Annotated in this window: 15 protein-coding genes; 5 read left to right on the top strand and 10 right to left on the bottom strand. The window is 54.0% G+C overall.

From position 1 onward, the window contains the following. The first annotated feature begins 27 nt into the window (after positions 1 to 27). The 3 genes from ACF8PK_RS17155 to ACF8PK_RS17145 all read left to right on the top strand — a co-directional run bounded on the left by ACF8PK_RS17155 (position 28) and on the right by ACF8PK_RS17145 (position 2,479). On the top strand, positions 28 to 570 hold the full coding sequence (locus ACF8PK_RS17155) for a TRAP transporter small permease subunit (RefSeq protein ID WP_392442634.1): 543 nt from the start codon (positions 28 to 30) through the stop codon (positions 568 to 570). Beyond that, positions 557 to 1,942, top strand: a complete 1,386-nt coding sequence (locus ACF8PK_RS17150; protein ID WP_392442631.1) for a TRAP transporter large permease subunit — start codon at positions 557 to 559, stop codon at positions 1,940 to 1,942. The genes ACF8PK_RS17155 and ACF8PK_RS17150 overlap by 14 nt, the downstream gene beginning before the upstream one ends. Before the next feature lie 204 nt (positions 1,943 to 2,146). Next, a complete protein-coding gene (locus ACF8PK_RS17145) occupies positions 2,147 to 2,479 on the top strand; it encodes a PBPRA1643 family SWIM/SEC-C metal-binding motif protein (protein WP_020328247.1) in 333 nt (110 codons plus the stop codon). Positions 2,480 to 2,670: 191 nt separating this feature from the next. On the opposite strand, the gene ACF8PK_RS17140 is transcribed toward ACF8PK_RS17145, so the two are convergent. Beyond that, positions 2,671 to 3,789 (bottom strand): multidrug effflux MFS transporter, encoded by a 1,119-nt coding sequence (locus ACF8PK_RS17140; protein WP_392442629.1) that lies wholly within the window; start codon positions 3,787 to 3,789, stop codon positions 2,671 to 2,673. Positions 3,790 to 3,885: 96 nt separating this feature from the next. Here ACF8PK_RS17140 and ACF8PK_RS17135 point away from each other — a divergent pair, with 96 nt between their 5' ends. Next, entirely contained in the window at positions 3,886 to 4,656 is a 771-nt protein-coding gene (locus tag ACF8PK_RS17135) for an AraC family transcriptional regulator (RefSeq protein ID WP_392442627.1), read from the top strand. 125 nt (positions 4,657 to 4,781) lie between these two features. Here ACF8PK_RS17135 and fabG read toward each other — a convergent pair whose 3' ends face one another. From fabG to ACF8PK_RS17090, 9 genes are all read right to left on the bottom strand, one after another. Next, positions 4,782 to 5,519: a 3-oxoacyl-ACP reductase FabG gene (gene fabG / locus ACF8PK_RS17130; RefSeq protein WP_392442624.1), complete on the bottom strand. Its 738-nt coding sequence runs from the start codon at positions 5,517 to 5,519 to the stop codon at positions 4,782 to 4,784. Beyond that, on the bottom strand, positions 5,512 to 7,074 hold the full coding sequence (locus ACF8PK_RS17125; RefSeq protein ID WP_392442622.1) for an acyl CoA:acetate/3-ketoacid CoA transferase: 1,563 nt from the start codon (positions 7,072 to 7,074) through the stop codon (positions 5,512 to 5,514). The genes fabG and ACF8PK_RS17125 overlap by 8 nt, the downstream gene beginning before the upstream one ends. Positions 7,075 to 7,255: 181 nt before the next feature. Next, a complete protein-coding gene (locus ACF8PK_RS17120; RefSeq protein WP_392442619.1) occupies positions 7,256 to 8,014 on the bottom strand; it encodes an SDR family oxidoreductase in 759 nt (252 codons plus the stop codon). A gap of 22 nt (positions 8,015 to 8,036) precedes the next feature. Beyond that, positions 8,037 to 8,939, bottom strand: a complete 903-nt coding sequence (mmsB, locus tag ACF8PK_RS17115) for a 3-hydroxyisobutyrate dehydrogenase (RefSeq protein WP_392442616.1) — start codon at positions 8,937 to 8,939, stop codon at positions 8,037 to 8,039. Between the two features lie 25 nt (positions 8,940 to 8,964). After that, on the bottom strand, positions 8,965 to 10,092 hold the full coding sequence (locus ACF8PK_RS17110; RefSeq protein ID WP_392442613.1) for an enoyl-CoA hydratase/isomerase family protein: 1,128 nt from the start codon (positions 10,090 to 10,092) through the stop codon (positions 8,965 to 8,967). A gap of 65 nt (positions 10,093 to 10,157) precedes the next feature. Next, positions 10,158 to 10,982, bottom strand: a complete 825-nt coding sequence (locus ACF8PK_RS17105; RefSeq protein WP_158164210.1) for an enoyl-CoA hydratase — start codon at positions 10,980 to 10,982, stop codon at positions 10,158 to 10,160. A 48-nt stretch (positions 10,983 to 11,030) separates the two neighbouring features. Then, positions 11,031 to 12,185: an acyl-CoA dehydrogenase family protein gene (locus tag ACF8PK_RS17100; protein WP_238820499.1), complete on the bottom strand. Its 1,155-nt coding sequence runs from the start codon at positions 12,183 to 12,185 to the stop codon at positions 11,031 to 11,033. Positions 12,186 to 12,228: 43 nt separating this feature from the next. Further along, positions 12,229 to 13,722: a CoA-acylating methylmalonate-semialdehyde dehydrogenase gene (locus ACF8PK_RS17095; RefSeq protein ID WP_392442608.1), complete on the bottom strand. Its 1,494-nt coding sequence runs from the start codon at positions 13,720 to 13,722 to the stop codon at positions 12,229 to 12,231. A 164-nt stretch (positions 13,723 to 13,886) separates the two neighbouring features. Then, complete coding sequence (locus ACF8PK_RS17090; RefSeq protein ID WP_158142051.1) at positions 13,887 to 15,107, bottom strand: thiolase family protein; 1,221 nt, start codon at positions 15,105 to 15,107, stop codon at positions 13,887 to 13,889. A gap of 279 nt (positions 15,108 to 15,386) precedes the next feature. Between ACF8PK_RS17090 and ACF8PK_RS17085 the strand changes: the two genes are divergently transcribed. Beyond that, positions 15,387 to 15,755, top strand: coding sequence for a MerR family DNA-binding transcriptional regulator (locus ACF8PK_RS17085; RefSeq protein WP_004727839.1), 369 nt, complete (start codon positions 15,387 to 15,389; stop codon positions 15,753 to 15,755). The last annotated feature ends 59 nt before the right edge of the window (positions 15,756 to 15,814 follow it).

The raw sequence follows: 15,814 nt of genomic DNA, 5'->3' as shown, positions 1-15,814 counted from the left end.
GCCGGCCTTTTTTCTAAGGACGCACGAATGAGCAAGGTTCTCGCATCTACGCCTGCTGTGCCTCTCTACCTGCATATTGAACGTGGCGTTTCGTCCGTGAGCAAAGTCTTTGCCTGGGCCAACCTGCTGTTGGTTGGCATCATCATCCTTCAGGTCGTGTTGCGCAAAGTCTTCTCCAACGGTCAGGTCACGCTGGAAGAGTTACAGTGGCACCTGTACGCAACCGCCGTGATGTTTGGTACGGCGTATGCGCAAATCACCAATCTGCATGTTCGGGTCGACCTGTTCTACCACAAGTTCAGCACCCGAAAAAAAGCCATCATCGACATTCTCGGCACCCTGTTTCTGGCGATGCCGTTTGTGGTGGTGGTAATCCTGCACTCGTACGATTTCGCCTATGAGTCGTGGCGAATGAATGAAAGCTCCTCGTCCCCCTCCGGCCTGCCTTATCGCTGGCTGATCAAAAGCGTGATACCCCTCAGTTTCTCGCTGCTGCTGATGGCAATGCTGGCGGGCGTGCTAAGAAACGTCGATACCCTGATGAAAGGAGGGCCGCATGGAACCGAATGAATGGATTGTGATTGCCATGTTTGGCTCCTTCATCCTGCTGCTGTTTACCGGCATTCCGGTGGCGTACGTACTCGGCGGCATTGGCATTGTGTTTGGGGCGGTCGGCTACTTCGCGGATTTGTATCTCGACACCTTTACCGGGCTTGATTACACCAGCATGGGACTGGTGGTGAACCGCATCTACAAAATCATGGATAACTGGATTCTGGTCGCACTGCCAATGTTTATCTTTATGGGCAATATGCTCGATAAATCCGGTATCGCCGAAAAGCTGATGGCCTCCATGCAGCAACTGTTCGGTAAAGTGCACGGCGGCCTTGCGGTGACGGTGATGGCGATCGGGATTATTCTCGCGGCCTCGACGGGCATTATCGGCGCATCGGTCGTGCTGCTGACCGTGATGTCGCTGCCGACCATGATGCGTCAGGGCTATCACATGCCACTCGCACTTGGCACGGTCGCGTCCGCCGGAACGCTCGGCATTCTGCTGCCACCGTCCATCATGCTGGTGATCATGGCTGATCAGCTGGGGCTTTCGGTCGGCGACCTGTTTATGGGCGCTCTCCTGCCGGGGCTGCTGCTTGGCGCGCTCTACATCGCCTACATTCTGGTGGTCGGTAAACTGTCGCCAACCCGCGCGCCGATTCCGGAAGATGTACAGCCCGTCGACTGGCGCCTGATCTTGCAGGTGTTTAAAGACATCACGCCAACTGTGATTCTGATTGTGGTGGTGTTAGGCTCCATCTTCGCGGGCATTGCCACGCCTACCGAGGCCTCCGGCATTGGTGCTTTGGGCGCGACGTTGCTGGCCGCGTACAACCGCAAACTCAACCTCAAGGTGCTCAAAGAAGTCGTGCTGACCTCATACGGCACCACCGCCTACATCTTTATGATTTTCCTTGGCGCGTCGTGCTTTGCTTTGGTGCTGCGCGAACTCGGCGGTGACGAGCTGATCGAATCCTTCCTCACCGGATTGCCGTTCGGCCCCTACGGCGTGATCGCGTTTATTCTGATGATCGTGTTCTTCCTTGGCTTCTTTCTCGACTGGATTGAAATCACGCTGATCGCCCTGCCGCTGCTCGCACCAGTTGTCGCCAGCCTAGGGTTTGAATTGGATGGTCATGGCGTGGTGGATAACCCGAGCCTGGTATGGTTTGTGATGTTGGTGGCGATGGCGCTGCAAACCAGCTTCCTCACCCCACCTGTCGGCTTTGCGCTGTTCTATCTGAAAGGCGTCTGTCCGGAAGGCATTACGCTCAAAGAGATTTACCGCGGCGTCGTCCCGTTTATCGTGATTCAGTTGCTGGCGTTGGTGTGCTTGGTGATCTGGCCACAGCTCGTCTTGTGGGTACCCAGCGTAGCGTATGGGTAAGAGGCAGGCCATGTATTAACACGATATTCATCCAACCTGATTCACCAAAACAGAAAAGGGACTGAAAACGCCATGCGTTGACAGTCCCTTTTAACATGTTGTGATGCAGGAATCCGATGCCCATCGTAGGAACTGCTTTATCAATTGCCATAGTTCCGTATAATCGCCGCCCAATTACACCCCACCATCATCAGTGAGTTTCAAATGTCCAAACTATTTTTTAAAGGTCGAATCGATGCGAGGCAAAACCACGTCATTTCAGGCTACAACGTCAAACGTGATGTGAAAGCCGGCACGGAAGAAGCTCCAATCAACGTTGTCGTACCAACTGAAGCTCGTAAAGCCGAGATCGAAGCATTGCTTTCTGAGCACGCTCTGGTCGTTAATATTGTCGTCGACGCAAATCAACCAGAGAACACGGTTGAACTTGATACGGTATTAAACAAGCCTAAAACAATTACCTTTGACAAAACACCAAACCGCAACGAACCATGCATTTGCGGCAGTGGCAAAAAGTACAAAAAGTGCTGTGCTTAAGCCCTCGACAATGACCTCAAAAGCCGTCTTCTGACGGTTTTTTTGTAGACTGAAATCTACCGATTCGGTTGTGCGCCTAGGTTAGGTCACGACCAGTTGAACTGAGTTAAGGGGCATTACGCCCCTTTCTTTGTATTGCTGGGTGAACTATTTGTCGTATCCAACGATTACACCGCACGACCTGTGACCGATTACTTTCGCAACGATGTCACCACCACGGTCGCGGCGCTAACGACTATAAGCACTTTACCTAAATGTTGAACTTCGCCAACCAGAGCCAATCCGCCACCAATCAATAAGTAATACAATAGCCCGAACAGTGCACCAGCGCTTCCCGCTTGCGGCTTATAGTCAACCAAAGCAACGCTCAGCACGTTGGGAATCGCGATACCAAAAGACATCACCACCAACATCATCGATGCCACAAACCAGATAGAATCTAACGTGATGTAAACCCCTATCGCACCTGCCGTTAACAGCATTGCCGACACCCAAAGTAGCGAACGTTGTAACACTTGTTTGGAAAGTAACGTTTTGTTTAAGTAACTGCCTAATAGCGTGCCAAATCCCAATACCACACCGCTGTAGCCAAACTGTTCAGAACCATAACCTAATTCTGCAAAAGTAAATGCGCCAAGCTGGTAATAGGAAAATAGAGCAATGTTGTACAACGCAACTAACAACGCTGAGAACCATATGTGTGAATCCTTCCACATACGCATACTTAAACAACCCAGTCGAAGCGGCTGACGCTCAATTTGCGTTTCTGGAAGCTTAAAGAGGTTGTACAAAAATAGGACTAGAGCCATGACAAACAGTGCCAAGAATACATAGTGATGGCCCCCCATTGCTGTCAGTTGGCCACCTAAGAGCATGCCTAATACAGGGCTAATGGAGATCCCAATTCCCATGACGCTAAAAACTTTACCTAACTCTTCGCGGCTAAACGCATCACGAAGCATCGTCTGTGTCACAACGGAACCAACCGCGATGCCGAACGCACTCAATGCCCGTGCGACCATAATGATGGCAAAGCTTTCCGTATACATCGCTACCAAAGCCGAAATACCGTAAATAAACAAGCCAATCATCATTGTTGGGCGTCTACCCAACTTGTCTGCCAATATTCCCCAGACCACGACGCCAACAGCGAACGCCAAGAAGTATACCGATAACGTTTGGGCAGCTTGGGAATAGCTGACGGAGAATGATTGAGCAATAGACCCCAAAGCTGGGCTGTAAGTGGTTTCCACGATTTGCGGAAACATCAGCAGTACAACCATCAACCCTAATGAAGGTTTTATATTCATCTTGTGTCCTCATGTATGAACTTGGCACGCAGTATAGATGAGGCTATCCTTTACCCATTAACAACATTCATACCAAAAACAACAAGATTCGGACAAATGGCAATTATCGATGAACAAACCCTGTTTGATGCAGATAAATTAACCGCTTGCGTGATAGGGATTGCAGCCGATATCGGTAAGCACGACTCAGGTATGCACCAGCACAAGAAAGGACAACTGCTCTATGCGCCCCAAGGATGTATGAGCTTTGTTTTAAATGACTTACTCTGCATTTTGCCGCCGACAAAAGCGGTATGGATTCCACCATACACTCAACATCGAGTGGTGATGACTAACGTGGTGGCTTATCGCTCACTGTATTTCGATTGTGACATGTTCGACTGTCCAACGAGCATGACCATGGTAGAGGTAGATACTTTGCTAAAGGCTTTGATTGATAAAATGGCACTGTGGGCATGGGACAAACCAGAAAATGAAATGCAAAATACGACGGCTCTGTTTTGGGAAGAGTTTTATGCGGCTAAACGTCATGCGTTCCAATTGCCTTTGCCGTCAAATCGACGACTTCAAAAATTCCGAGCACAATTGATGCAAGAATCTTTTTTAGTGCCAGACCTGACTTCGATTGCCGATTCCGTTGGTGCAAGCACTAAAACCGTGAGTCGACTATTCAAAACTGAAACGGGGATGTCCTACCAAGACTGGAGGCAGCAATGGCGTTTATTGAAAGCCATTGAATTACTGTCTAGAGAAAAGCAAGTCAACGATGTCTCTGATTGGCTAGGTTTCTCTTCTGACAGTGCGTTTATCGCATTCTTTAAAAAACAAACTGGGCACACACCTCTGAGCTTTATGAAAAGTAAGTAAGTCAGTCACCGCATAGTGAGATGAGTGCTCAACTCCCCCAAAAAGTTGGGGGAGCTGTAGAAAATCAGAGCAAACCCTGACCAGATATTTCGTTACCGTATCAGCTTGCCAATTCGCCCAAACACTTACAACACCAACCCACCATCGATTTTCAGCACCTGTCCGGTGATAAAGCGACTTTTGTCTGAGGCGAGGAAGGACACGCCGTCGGCGATATCTTGCACGGAGCCCATGCGCCCGAGGGGTGTTTTTGAGGTCATGTAGCCAATCACTTTTTCGGGTAGGTCTTTGGTCATGTCGGTTTCGATAAAGCCCGGCGCAACACAGTTCACGCGAATTTGCGCGCCTTTGCGGGCCAGTTCTTTGGCCCAGCCTTTACTCATTGCAATCACGCCGCCTTTACTGGCGCCGTAGTTGCTTTGGCCGATGTTGCCGTCGGTGCCGACGATGGATGAGATATTCACAATGCTGCCACTGCCCTGCACCAACATCAGCGGTGCGATCTTCTGGGTTAACAGGAAAACGGCTTTGAGATTCACATCCAGCACGCTGTTCCAGTCACTTTCGAGCATGTCGGTCAGCATCGCATCTCGTGTGATGCCAGCGTTGTTCACCAACACATCCACCCGTTGATGTTGTTCGGCGATACAGGCGACGGTTTGCGCCACGGCTTGGGCATCACACAAGTTCACCTGATAACTGCTGACCCGTTCGTAGCGGGTCTGCTCAAGGCTAGCCCATTCAACCGGTGAAATGTCGAGCCCGACAACCTTGAAGCCATCTTCAAGTAACTGCTCACTGATCGCGCGACCAATCCCGCGCGCGGCACCGGTGACGACCGCCACTTTTTGCTGATTATTCATGATCAATCCTTAACGTAAATTGAGGCTTAAAAATCTGCTCATCCATCAGTTTCAGCGCTGGGCTGATATAAGGTTCAAAGCCCATCTGTGCGAGCACATCGCGCTTGAGATCCATCCCCGGTGCAATTTCCGTCAGCGTTAAGCCACGTTCGGTCAGAGTAAAAACCGCACGCTCGGTAATATACAACACGGGTTTGTTGATTTTACGCGCCTGCGCTGCGCTGAATGTGATCTGCTCAACAGCGGGAAGGAATTTGACTTGCTGGCCTTCTGCCACGATGCGCAGTTTGCCGTTCACCACTTCGGTTTGCAGTCCTTGCGCGGTAAAGGTGCCGCAGAAAAATACCTCCTTGGCGTTCTGGGTGATATTGATGAAGCCGCCGCATCCTGCGATGCGCGAACCGAAACGCGACACGTTGATATCGCCGAGACGGTCGCACTGCGCTAAGCCCAGAAACGCTTGATCGATGCCGCCGCCGTCGTAGAAATCGAACATCTGATCCTGGCTGATGATCGCCTGCGGGTAGCGCGACGCGCCAAAATCAAGCCCTGCTGCAGGTTCGCCGCCGACCGCGCCCGGTTCGACCGTCAGCGTGAATTGATCCAAAATGCCTGCTTCGCGCGCCACTGCCGCGACGTATTCCGGTGCACCGATGCCCAGATTGAGAATCGCGCCAGAGCGCAGTTCCATCGCAGCGCGGCGAGCGATAATGGTTTTGGCGTCCAGCGCCTCATCCACCGCTTGCGGTTTCACCGATTCGCCCCCCAGGCGGCCGACAAACGCCGGATTCATCTGCGTGGCGAAGGTTTGCATGTGGTCGGCGAGGTTGTCACACACCACCACCGCATCAACAAAAATCCCCGGAATTTTGACCGCGTGCGGGTCGAGCATGCCCGCTTCCACCACACGTTTCACCTGCACAATCACTTTACCGCCTTGGTTCTTCGCCGCCTGCGCGGCGGCTAAACTTTCAACGATCAAACACTCATCTTCCATGGTGATGTTGCCGTTTTGGTCGGCGGTGGTGCCGCGCAAAATCGCCACGTTCACTGGCAGACGGCGATAAAACAGAAACTCTTCACCGCGAAAATCGACCACTTCGACCCAATCGGTTTGCGTGCGACTGTTGATTCGTCCGCCTTCGATGCGCGGGTCCACAAAAGTGCCTAGGCCGACTTTGCTCAGCGTGCCCGGTTTTCCGGCGGCGGTGTCGCGCAGCAAATGAGAAATCACCCCTTGTGGCAGGTTGTAACCTTCGATCTGGTTGTTGACTGCCAACGCTTGCAGCTTGGGCACCAAGCCCCAATGACCGCCAATCACGCGGCTGACCAACCCTTCCTGCGCAAGATGATTCACCGCGCGGCTTTTACCATCGCCCTGCCCGGCGGCAAACAACAGGGTGAGATCCTGCGGCTTGCCACTGCGCTCAAAGCGTTCGCCAATTGCGCGTTCAATCGCTTCGGGAACTACGCTGCCAATAAAGCCGCCAAGCATGACGGCATCGCCGTCGGCGATCCATTCTGCTGCCTGCGCAGCGGTTAACGTCTTGACCACATTCACCTTCCTTGTTATTCGCCCTTTGAGAATAGCCAAGCGTTAACCGGATGTTAATTACAGTATTGGCAAGTCTGAATTGCAGATATGAAATAATTCAAGCGAGTACCACCGCAGCGAAGCGCAGGCACAAAAAAGCCCGCATAAAGCGGGCTTGCTGAATTGCGGTAAACACGCCGCGTTACATACGCATCCCGCCGTCAATTTCCAGCACTCGGCCAGTGAAGTAGTCGTTTTCCAGAATGTATTTCGCCGCATGCGCGATTTCGCCCGGTTCACCCATGCGCCCGACGGGCACCATCTGTTTCAGCCGTTCAATCGCTTCCGGTTTCATTTGATCGGCCATCGCGGTGTGCACAATCCCCGGCGCAATCGCCGCCGCACGAATACCATACCGCGCCAGCTCTCGCGCCCAACTGGTGGCCATAGTCGCCACCGCCGCTTTAGATGCCGAATAGTTGGTTTGGCCGATATTGCCTGCGCGCGCCACGCTGGAGATGTTGATGATCACCCCTTTGCGTTTGGTTTCGATCATCTTCACTGCCGCTTCGCGTCCGCACAGGAAGGTGCCGGTCACGTTGACATTCATCACGGTATCAAACTGCTCAAGGGACATTTTGCTCACTTGGCCGTCTTTGACTTTCACCAGCAGACCATCACGCAGAATACCCGCGTTGTTGATCAGTCCATCGACATGACCAAAATCGGTGACGATGTCTTCGAAGGTGGTCACCACCTGCGCCTCGTTGGTCACATCCATGACGTAATAAATGGCTTTAGCGCTCAGCATGTGGCACTGCTTCTGAGTATCGAGCAGCCCCTGCTCGTTCATGTCCAGCAGTGCTAAATCGGCTCCGGCTTGGGCCAGCGTCACCGCCATCATCTGCCCCAGTCCTTGTCCGGCACCGGTAATCACAATCACACTGTCTCTAAGATTCATGTTTTTTCTCCCTGCCAGCGGCTTAGCCCCGTGAGCGATAGAACTCAAACAGGCTGGAGAAATCGAGTTCTTCGTTGCCGTTTGCGTTGTGAAAAGCGTACAGATTGCGCGCCAGCGAGCCCATCGGAATCGAGGATTGACTTTTCAGCGCCGCATCAATGCCCAGCCCGAGGTCTTTTTGCATCAGTTTGCTCATAAACCCCGGTTGATACTGGTTGCTGGCAGGTGCGTTTTCCATCACGCCCGGGCACGGGTTGTACAGCTCCAGTGCCCAGTTGCGCCCTGAACTTTGCAGCATGATGTTCGACAGCACTGTGGGGTCGAGGCCGTTATCCATGCCAAGATTGAGCGCTTCACACGTGCCGGACATCAGAATGCCGAGCATCAGGTTGTTGCAGATCTTGGCCATTTGGCCGTCACCGGCATTGCCCGCATGGAAGATGTTTTTGCCCATGTGTTTGAGCACATCGTGCGCCTTTTTAAACGCCGAATCGGTGCCGCCGACGATAAAGGTTAATGTGCCCGCCTTTGCGCCCGCCACGCCGCCGGAAACCGGAGAATCGACAAACTCGAAGCCTTTTTTCTCGGCTTCAGCCGCCACCAACCGCGCAGATTCCGGATCAATCGTTGAGCAGTCGATGAGAAAGGTGCCGCTTTCGATCATATTGAGCAGCCCCACACCGCCGCTGTGATCGCCCAAGTAAACCGCGCGAACATGCGCACCCGCGGGCAACATGGTGATCACGGTGTCGGCGCCTTCCACCGCTGCGGGCAGAGACTCGGCAACCACGCCACCCAGCGGTTCCAGTTTTTTGGCCGCCTGCGTGTTGAGGTCAAACACCCGCACCGGCAATCCAGCCTTGAGCAGATTCTCAGCCATTGGGCCGCCCATGTTACCCAGTCCTATAAACGCGATGGTGCTCATGTTCTGTCTCCTTGAAATGGTGTGGTTAGTGGGCTTGTCCCAGCGATGCCAGCGGATGCGCAGCGTCGTTCCACAATGAGGTAAAGAGTTCATCAATCACGGTGGTATCCACTTCGGCCACCGAGCCATAACGCCAGGTCGGCGCGCCATCTTTATCAATCAAGCGCGCGCGCACCCCTTCCTGAAATTCGCCCAGTAAGGCGCTGCGAACCGACAGTGTCAGCTCCAAACGAAAACACTCAGCCAGCGTTAACTGGCTGCACTCGGTGAGTTGGCGATAGGTGATGTGCGCCGAAATCGGGCTGCCCGCGGCGAGGTTGTTTCGCGCACTGGCGATCCATTTATCGTCGCCACGAATGCCAAGAATGTTGTCGCAGATATCAGCGAGGGTATTGGCGCGGCAAGCCGACTGAATGTTGGCCAGATACGGCAGCAATTGGCTGTCTGGTTCGGCGTCATCCACCATCAGCGCCAGTTCGCTCAAGACATTGCCTACCACGGTAAAACCGTTGCCTTCCCAGCGCTGCGCTTGCAAGCGTTCCAGCATGGCCGAATGGTGTTCGTGCAGCAGCAGGTAATCGGCCATGCGAATATCAATCGCATCGGTGGCATTGATAGACGCGCCCGTCAGGCCCAAAAACAGCCCGATGCCTTTGGGTAAGCGGTTTAAAAACCAGGTGCCGCCCACATCAGGATAGAGTCCGATGCTGATTTCAGGCATCGCCATGCGCGAGCGCGGCGTGACCACTTTGTGGCTGCATCCCATAAACAGGCCCATGCCACCACCCATCACAATGCCGTCGCCCCAGGCGATGATCGGCTTACTGTAGGTGTGAATCAGGTAGTCGCACTCATATTCAAGTGAGAAGTATTCGGTGCAAAACGCCTGCACTTCGGCTTTGCATTTGTCACGCATGACGTTGTGCATAGTGCGTACATCGCCGCCGGCGCAAAACGCTTTTTCGCCGCCGCCTTCGAGAATGACACACATCAGTTGTTCGTCGTCCTGCCACTGTTTGAGTTGGTCAAACAGCAGCGCCAGCATGTTGTAGCTGAGCGCATTGAGCGACGCCGGATTGTCCAAAGTAGCAATTCCAATTTTATGTGTTTGGTCCCGGCACCAAAGCTCCTGAAAACTGACCCGGTCCGTCATATTGCCTCCTGATAATTTGCAACTTGTGTGGCGAACGTTCTGCCTTATGACTGACTGCATACCGCTTACTGGTTTTTCCATTGCGGCGCACGTTTTTGCAAAAAGGCCTGCACGCCTTCGGTCTGATCCTCGGTATCGAACAGATCGAGAAAGTATTCACGCTCTTTGATCAGCCCATGCTGACGTGGCGCAAAGCGGGTTTGCTGAATCAGCTTTTTGCACGCCGCCACCGATGAGGGCGATTGCTGCGCGACCGATTCCGCCATCGCAATTGCGCGATTAAGCGCTTCGCCGTGGGCGACCACCTCTTCCACTAAACCAATCTCGTGCGCTTTGGCAGCAGTCAGTTGCTCGCCGCATAAGATCACCCGCTTGGCCCAACCTTCTCCCACCAACGCGGTGAGATTTTGTGTGCCGCCCGCGCACGGCAGTAGGCCGACTTTGGCTTCCGGCAGCGCCATCACCGCTTGCTCTTCGGCAATGCGAATGTCGCACGCCAGCGCCGCTTCCAGACCACCGCCCATCGCGTAGCCGTTGATCGCCGCGATCGAAACGCCGCGAAATTCCGACAACGCTTCAAACGCTTCACCAAACACGCGCGCCATTTTGAGCGCACGCGCTTTGTCGCCATCGGCAAACAGTTTGAGATCCGCCCCGGCCGAGAAGAACTTCTCGCCTGCGCCCGTCAGCACCAAGGCGTACACGGCTTTGTTGAGATTGAGCGACTGCACCAGCGTTTTAAGCTGTTCTAAACTTTGCGCCGTCCAGGTATTGGCGGGCGGATTGTTCATGGTGACCACGGCCACATGATGATGCAGATGAAAACCGATCAGCGCATGGGATTCGCCATCCGTGGCCGGGTGTTGTGGTGAGTAACTGTTGGACGTCATAACCACTCCTTAATTTTTTTGTGCTGACTTCCGTTTTGGGGCGCTGGCTTACAGCAGTTCCCCGCCGTCAGACAACAGCCGACGCGCCACAATCAGGCGCATGATTTCATTGGTGCCTTCGAGGATCTGGTGCACCCGCACATCGCGGAAATGGCGCTCCAGCGGATACTCTTTGATGTAACCATAGCCGCCATACAGTTGCAGCGCGGCATCACACACCTGAAAACCGACATCGGTAGCAAAGCGTTTCGCCATCGCGCAGTATGCCGTCGCTTGCGGATCGCCGCGATCCAGTTTGCTGGCGGCGTAACGCACCAATTGACGCGCCGCGACCAGTTCGGTCGCCATGTCCGCCAGCTTGAATTGCAACCCCTGAAACTGCGCCAGCGATTGACCGAACTGTTTGCGCTCTTGCAGGTATTGCGTCGCCTGATTGAGCGCCTGTTGCGCCGTACCGACCGAGCAGGTGGCGATGTTGATTCGCCCACCATCCAGCCCTTTCATCGCAAAGGTAAACCCTTGGCCCTCTTCGCCCAGCAAAGCATTGGCTGGCACGTGCACTTTATCGAAGGTAACCGAACGGGTCGGCTGACTGTTCCAGCCCATTTTCGGCTCTTTGCGCCCGTAGGTAATACCATCGGCTTGGGCGGGCACCACAAAAGCGGAAATGCCTTTCGGGCCAGCCTCGCCAGTACGCGCCATCACCACCAGCACGTCGGTATCCCCAGCGCCGGAAATAAAGGTTTTGCTGCCGCTCAGCAGATAGCCATCGCCCACTTTGGTCGCTGACGTGGTGAGCGAGGCGGCATCGGAGCCGGCATTGGGTTCAGTCAAACAATAAGATCCGAGCCATTCGCCGGTGACCAGTTTGGGGCAAAACTGCGCTTTGGCTTCCGCCGTTGCAAAGCTCGCGACCATCCACGTCACCATGTTATGAATGGTCATAAACGCGGTGGTGGAGGTGCACCCCATCGCCAGTTGCTCAAAAATCAGTGAGGCATCAAGGCGACTGAGACCAAGCCCGCCCTCGTCTTCCGGCGTGTAGAGCGAGAGAAAACCCAGCTCGCCCGCTTCACGCAGCACATCCTTCGGAAAGATGTGTTCTTCGTCCCACGTGGCCGCCATCGGTGCCAGCCGTTCACTGGCAAACTGGCGAGCGGTATCAGCAAACGCACGTTGATCTTCGTTGAATTCAAAATCCATAATGAGCTCCGAATCGTCGTGTCGTGAAAACTAAACCTGCGGATTAGCGCAGATGAATCGTCAAGTTCGGACCACTGGGAATATCGTCGTCAAACCAGCGCGCCGTGACGGTTTTGGTTTCGGTGTAAAAACGCACCGCCTGCTTGCCGTAAGCGTGCAAATCGCCGTAGAAACTGCCGCGCCAGCCGGTAAACGAGAAGAACGGCAGCGGCACCGGAATGGGCACGTTGATCCCGACCTGACCCACCTGAATCTCATGCTGGAACTTGCGCGCCGCCGCGCCGCTGGCGGTGAAAATTGAGGTGCCGTTGCCATACGGATTGCTGTTGATGATGTCGATGGCTTCTTCCAGAGAATCGGCTTCCAGACACACCAACACCGGGCCAAAAATTTCTTCGCGGTAAATGCTCATGTCGGTACTGACGCCACTAAACAGCGTCGGCCCAACCCAATTGCCATTGGGCAGTCCGTCGACTTCGCATTGGCGGCCATCCAGTTCGCACACGGCACCTTCGTCGATCCCTTGTTGGATTAGGCGTTGTACCCGCTCTTTGGCTTGTGGGCTGATGAGCGGCCCGTACGCCGCATTGCTGTCGTCCCAGCGACCCGGATGCATTTTCGACATCGCGGCTTTCAGTTCCGGCAGCCATTTCTTCGCGCCATCCACCAGCACCGCCACCGAGATCGCCATGCAGCGCTGACCCGCCGCGCCTACCGACGCCCCGACTAGGTTGTTGATCACCTGTTCTTTATTGGCATCCGGCATCACCACCATGTGGTTTTTCGCCCCGGCAAATGCCTGCACGCGCTTAAAATGCTGTGTCCCTTGCTGATAAATGTATTGCGCCACTTTCACCGAACCGACAAAAGAGATGGCTTTGATTTCAGGGTGTTCGAGCAGAAAATCGACCTGTTCTTTGCGCCCGTGAACAATCTGCAACACGCCTTTCGGCGCGCCCGCTTGTTCAAACAGTTGCGCGAGGCGAACGGACGTCAGCGGCACCTGTTCGGACGGTTTCAAGATGAAGGTGTTACCAGCAGCAATCGCCAGCGGGAACATCCACAACGGGATCATGGCGGGGAAGTTAAATGGCGTAATGCCGCAGCACACCCCCAGCGGCTGAATCATGGAGTAGGTGTCGATGTCGCTGGCGACGTTTTCGACCATCTCCCCCATCATATTGCTGGCAATGTTGCCCGCCTGCTCCACCACTTCGATGCCGCGCCAGATATCGCCTTTCGCATCCGCCAGTGTTTTACCAGTTTCCTGCGACAGCGTTTGCGCCAGCTCGTCATGATGTTCTTTCAGCAGATGTTGGTAACGCAGCATCAGACGAGCGCGCTCTGGCACCGCAACCTGCTTCCAGGTTTGAAAAGCAATCAGCGCACTGGTGATGGCTTCGCTCATTTCGAGATCCGTTGCGCAGGGCAGCGAGGCGATGACGTCATTGGTCGCCGGATTGGTGACGTCAACCCACGCTTTGGTGGCCGACTGACGAAATTCGCCATCAATGAATAAAGGAACCGGGTTTAGCATAACGTTGTCCTTGTCGATCATGGGTTCAATGTTGTGTTCCATGGTGAGCGCCGCACGCAAGTTGTGCACTGTCTGTTGTCGTTGTCCGCGCGGCTCTCGCGTATTCAAAAAACGCTTTTAGTTTCAGTCTGTTAGTTTCAGGCCGTTATTTCAGGCGATTGCCTTCAGGCTTCCGACAACGGAATCTCAATCGCGATGGCCGTGGCTTCACCGCCGCCGATACAGAGCGATGCCACGCCGCGCATCACTTTCTGCTGCGATTTATCGCCGTTGACACCCAGCGCCTGCAACTGACGCAGGCTGTGGATCAACGTGACCAGAATGCGCGCGCCACTGGCCCCGATCGGGTGACCCAGCGCGCAGGCACCGCCTTTGACATTCACTTTGTCGACATCCAACCCGAGCTGCTGCACGGCGATTTGGGTGACCACCGCAAACGCTTCATTAATCTCCCACAGATCGATTTCATCCACCGTCCAGTCAAGCTGCGACAGCAGTTGTTCGATGGCGTACACCGGCGCTAAGGTAAATTCTGCTGGTAATCTGGCGTGCGTGGCGTGGCCGCGAATCACAGCTAAAGGCTCCAAACCTTGCGAACGCGCAGAATCTTCATCCATCAACATCAAGGCAGCAGCACCATCGGCGATGGCACTGGAGTTGGCCGCCGTGACGCTGCCATCCTCGGCAAAGGCGGGTTTAAGCTGTGGAATTTTGTCGAGCTTGATGGCGCGCGGATGTTCGTCGTAATCAAGCAATTCGGCCTGTTTACCAAACGTCAGCGGCGTCATTTCAGCGACAAAGAGTTGCTGCGCTTGCGCTTCCCAAGCACGTTGCGCAGACAGCGCTGCCCATTCGTCCATCGCTTCGCGACTGAACTCAAGTTTGTCGGCGATCTGCTGGGCAAATACGCCCATCAGGTGCCCGTCGTAGGCATCCTGCAATCCATCGAGAAATAGGTGATCAAAGGTCGTTTGGTGGCCCATTCGCATGCCACTGCGAGCGTTGCTCAGCAGGTACGGCGCATTGGTCATGCTCTCCATCCCGCCCGCAATCATGCATTGCGCGCTGCCCGCTTTGATGAGGTCATGTGCCAGCATCACGGCTTTCATGCCAGAGCCACACACTTTATTGATGGTGGTTGCCCCCACCGAGAGCGGCAGGCCCGCATTCAGCGCCGCTTGCCTTGCAGGCGCTTGGCCGCACCCGGCAGGCAGAACACAGCCCATGAGCACTTCATCGACTTGCTCAATGGGGGCCGATGTGTCGTTCAATGCCGCTTTGATGGCCGCTCCGCCCAGTTGCGGCGCGGTGTACTCTTTCAATGCGCCCTGAAAACGTCCTTGTGGCGTTCGTTTGGCAGATACAATCCAGATGGCTTTTTCCATACCCCGTCCTCGTTGACGAAAGTGATGACCACAGATTGGCGCAAAGTCAGGGACTGCTGAATACGGCGACAAACGGTGCACAGGCATCGTTTGGTCATTTCACCCCGGCGATTTTTCGCCCTGCGGTTTCTTGACGTTTACGTAAGCATAGCACTAACATTTACGTAAACGTAAAGAAACAAAATAACAACAATTATATTTTCTCATCGGCCTCTGTAACCGATTTTGAACAGCACAAACGATCCTCAACCACAATGAGCAGTTGGAGGACATCATCCGGTGGAAACTTTTAAAATCAGTGAACTCGCAAAAGAGTTCGACATTACGACAAGAAGCATTCGTTTTTACGAAGACATGGGATTAATCGAGCCAGAGCGCAAAGGCACGGTGCGAATCTATCACCGCAGAGACAAGATTCGTCTTAAGCTGATTATGCGCGGTAAACGCCTTGGGTTTTCTCTGGCCGAGATTCGCGAATTGTTTGAGCTTTACGATGCTCATCAAGGCGAGACACAGTTGATGAAAATGCTCAACATTATCGATGAAAAGAAAGCAGTGCTTCAGCGCCAGCTTGATGACATCGGTGTGGTGATGGGCGAACTGGAAGCAGCCCGCCAACGATGCGAGCTGGCGCTGAAAGCCCAATAACCTGAGCCGTTTCATCGTTCTCATCCGCTTGCGTTCCACTGCCTGAATGCAAGCTTATG

The sequence above is a fragment of the Vibrio sp. CJQ_6 genome (assembly GCF_043106745.1).
GTDB lineage: Bacteria > Pseudomonadota > Gammaproteobacteria > Enterobacterales > Vibrionaceae > Vibrio > Vibrio furnissii.
Note: the sequence above shows the minus strand (reverse complement) of the source record. Positions and strands in the feature narration are given on the sequence as shown.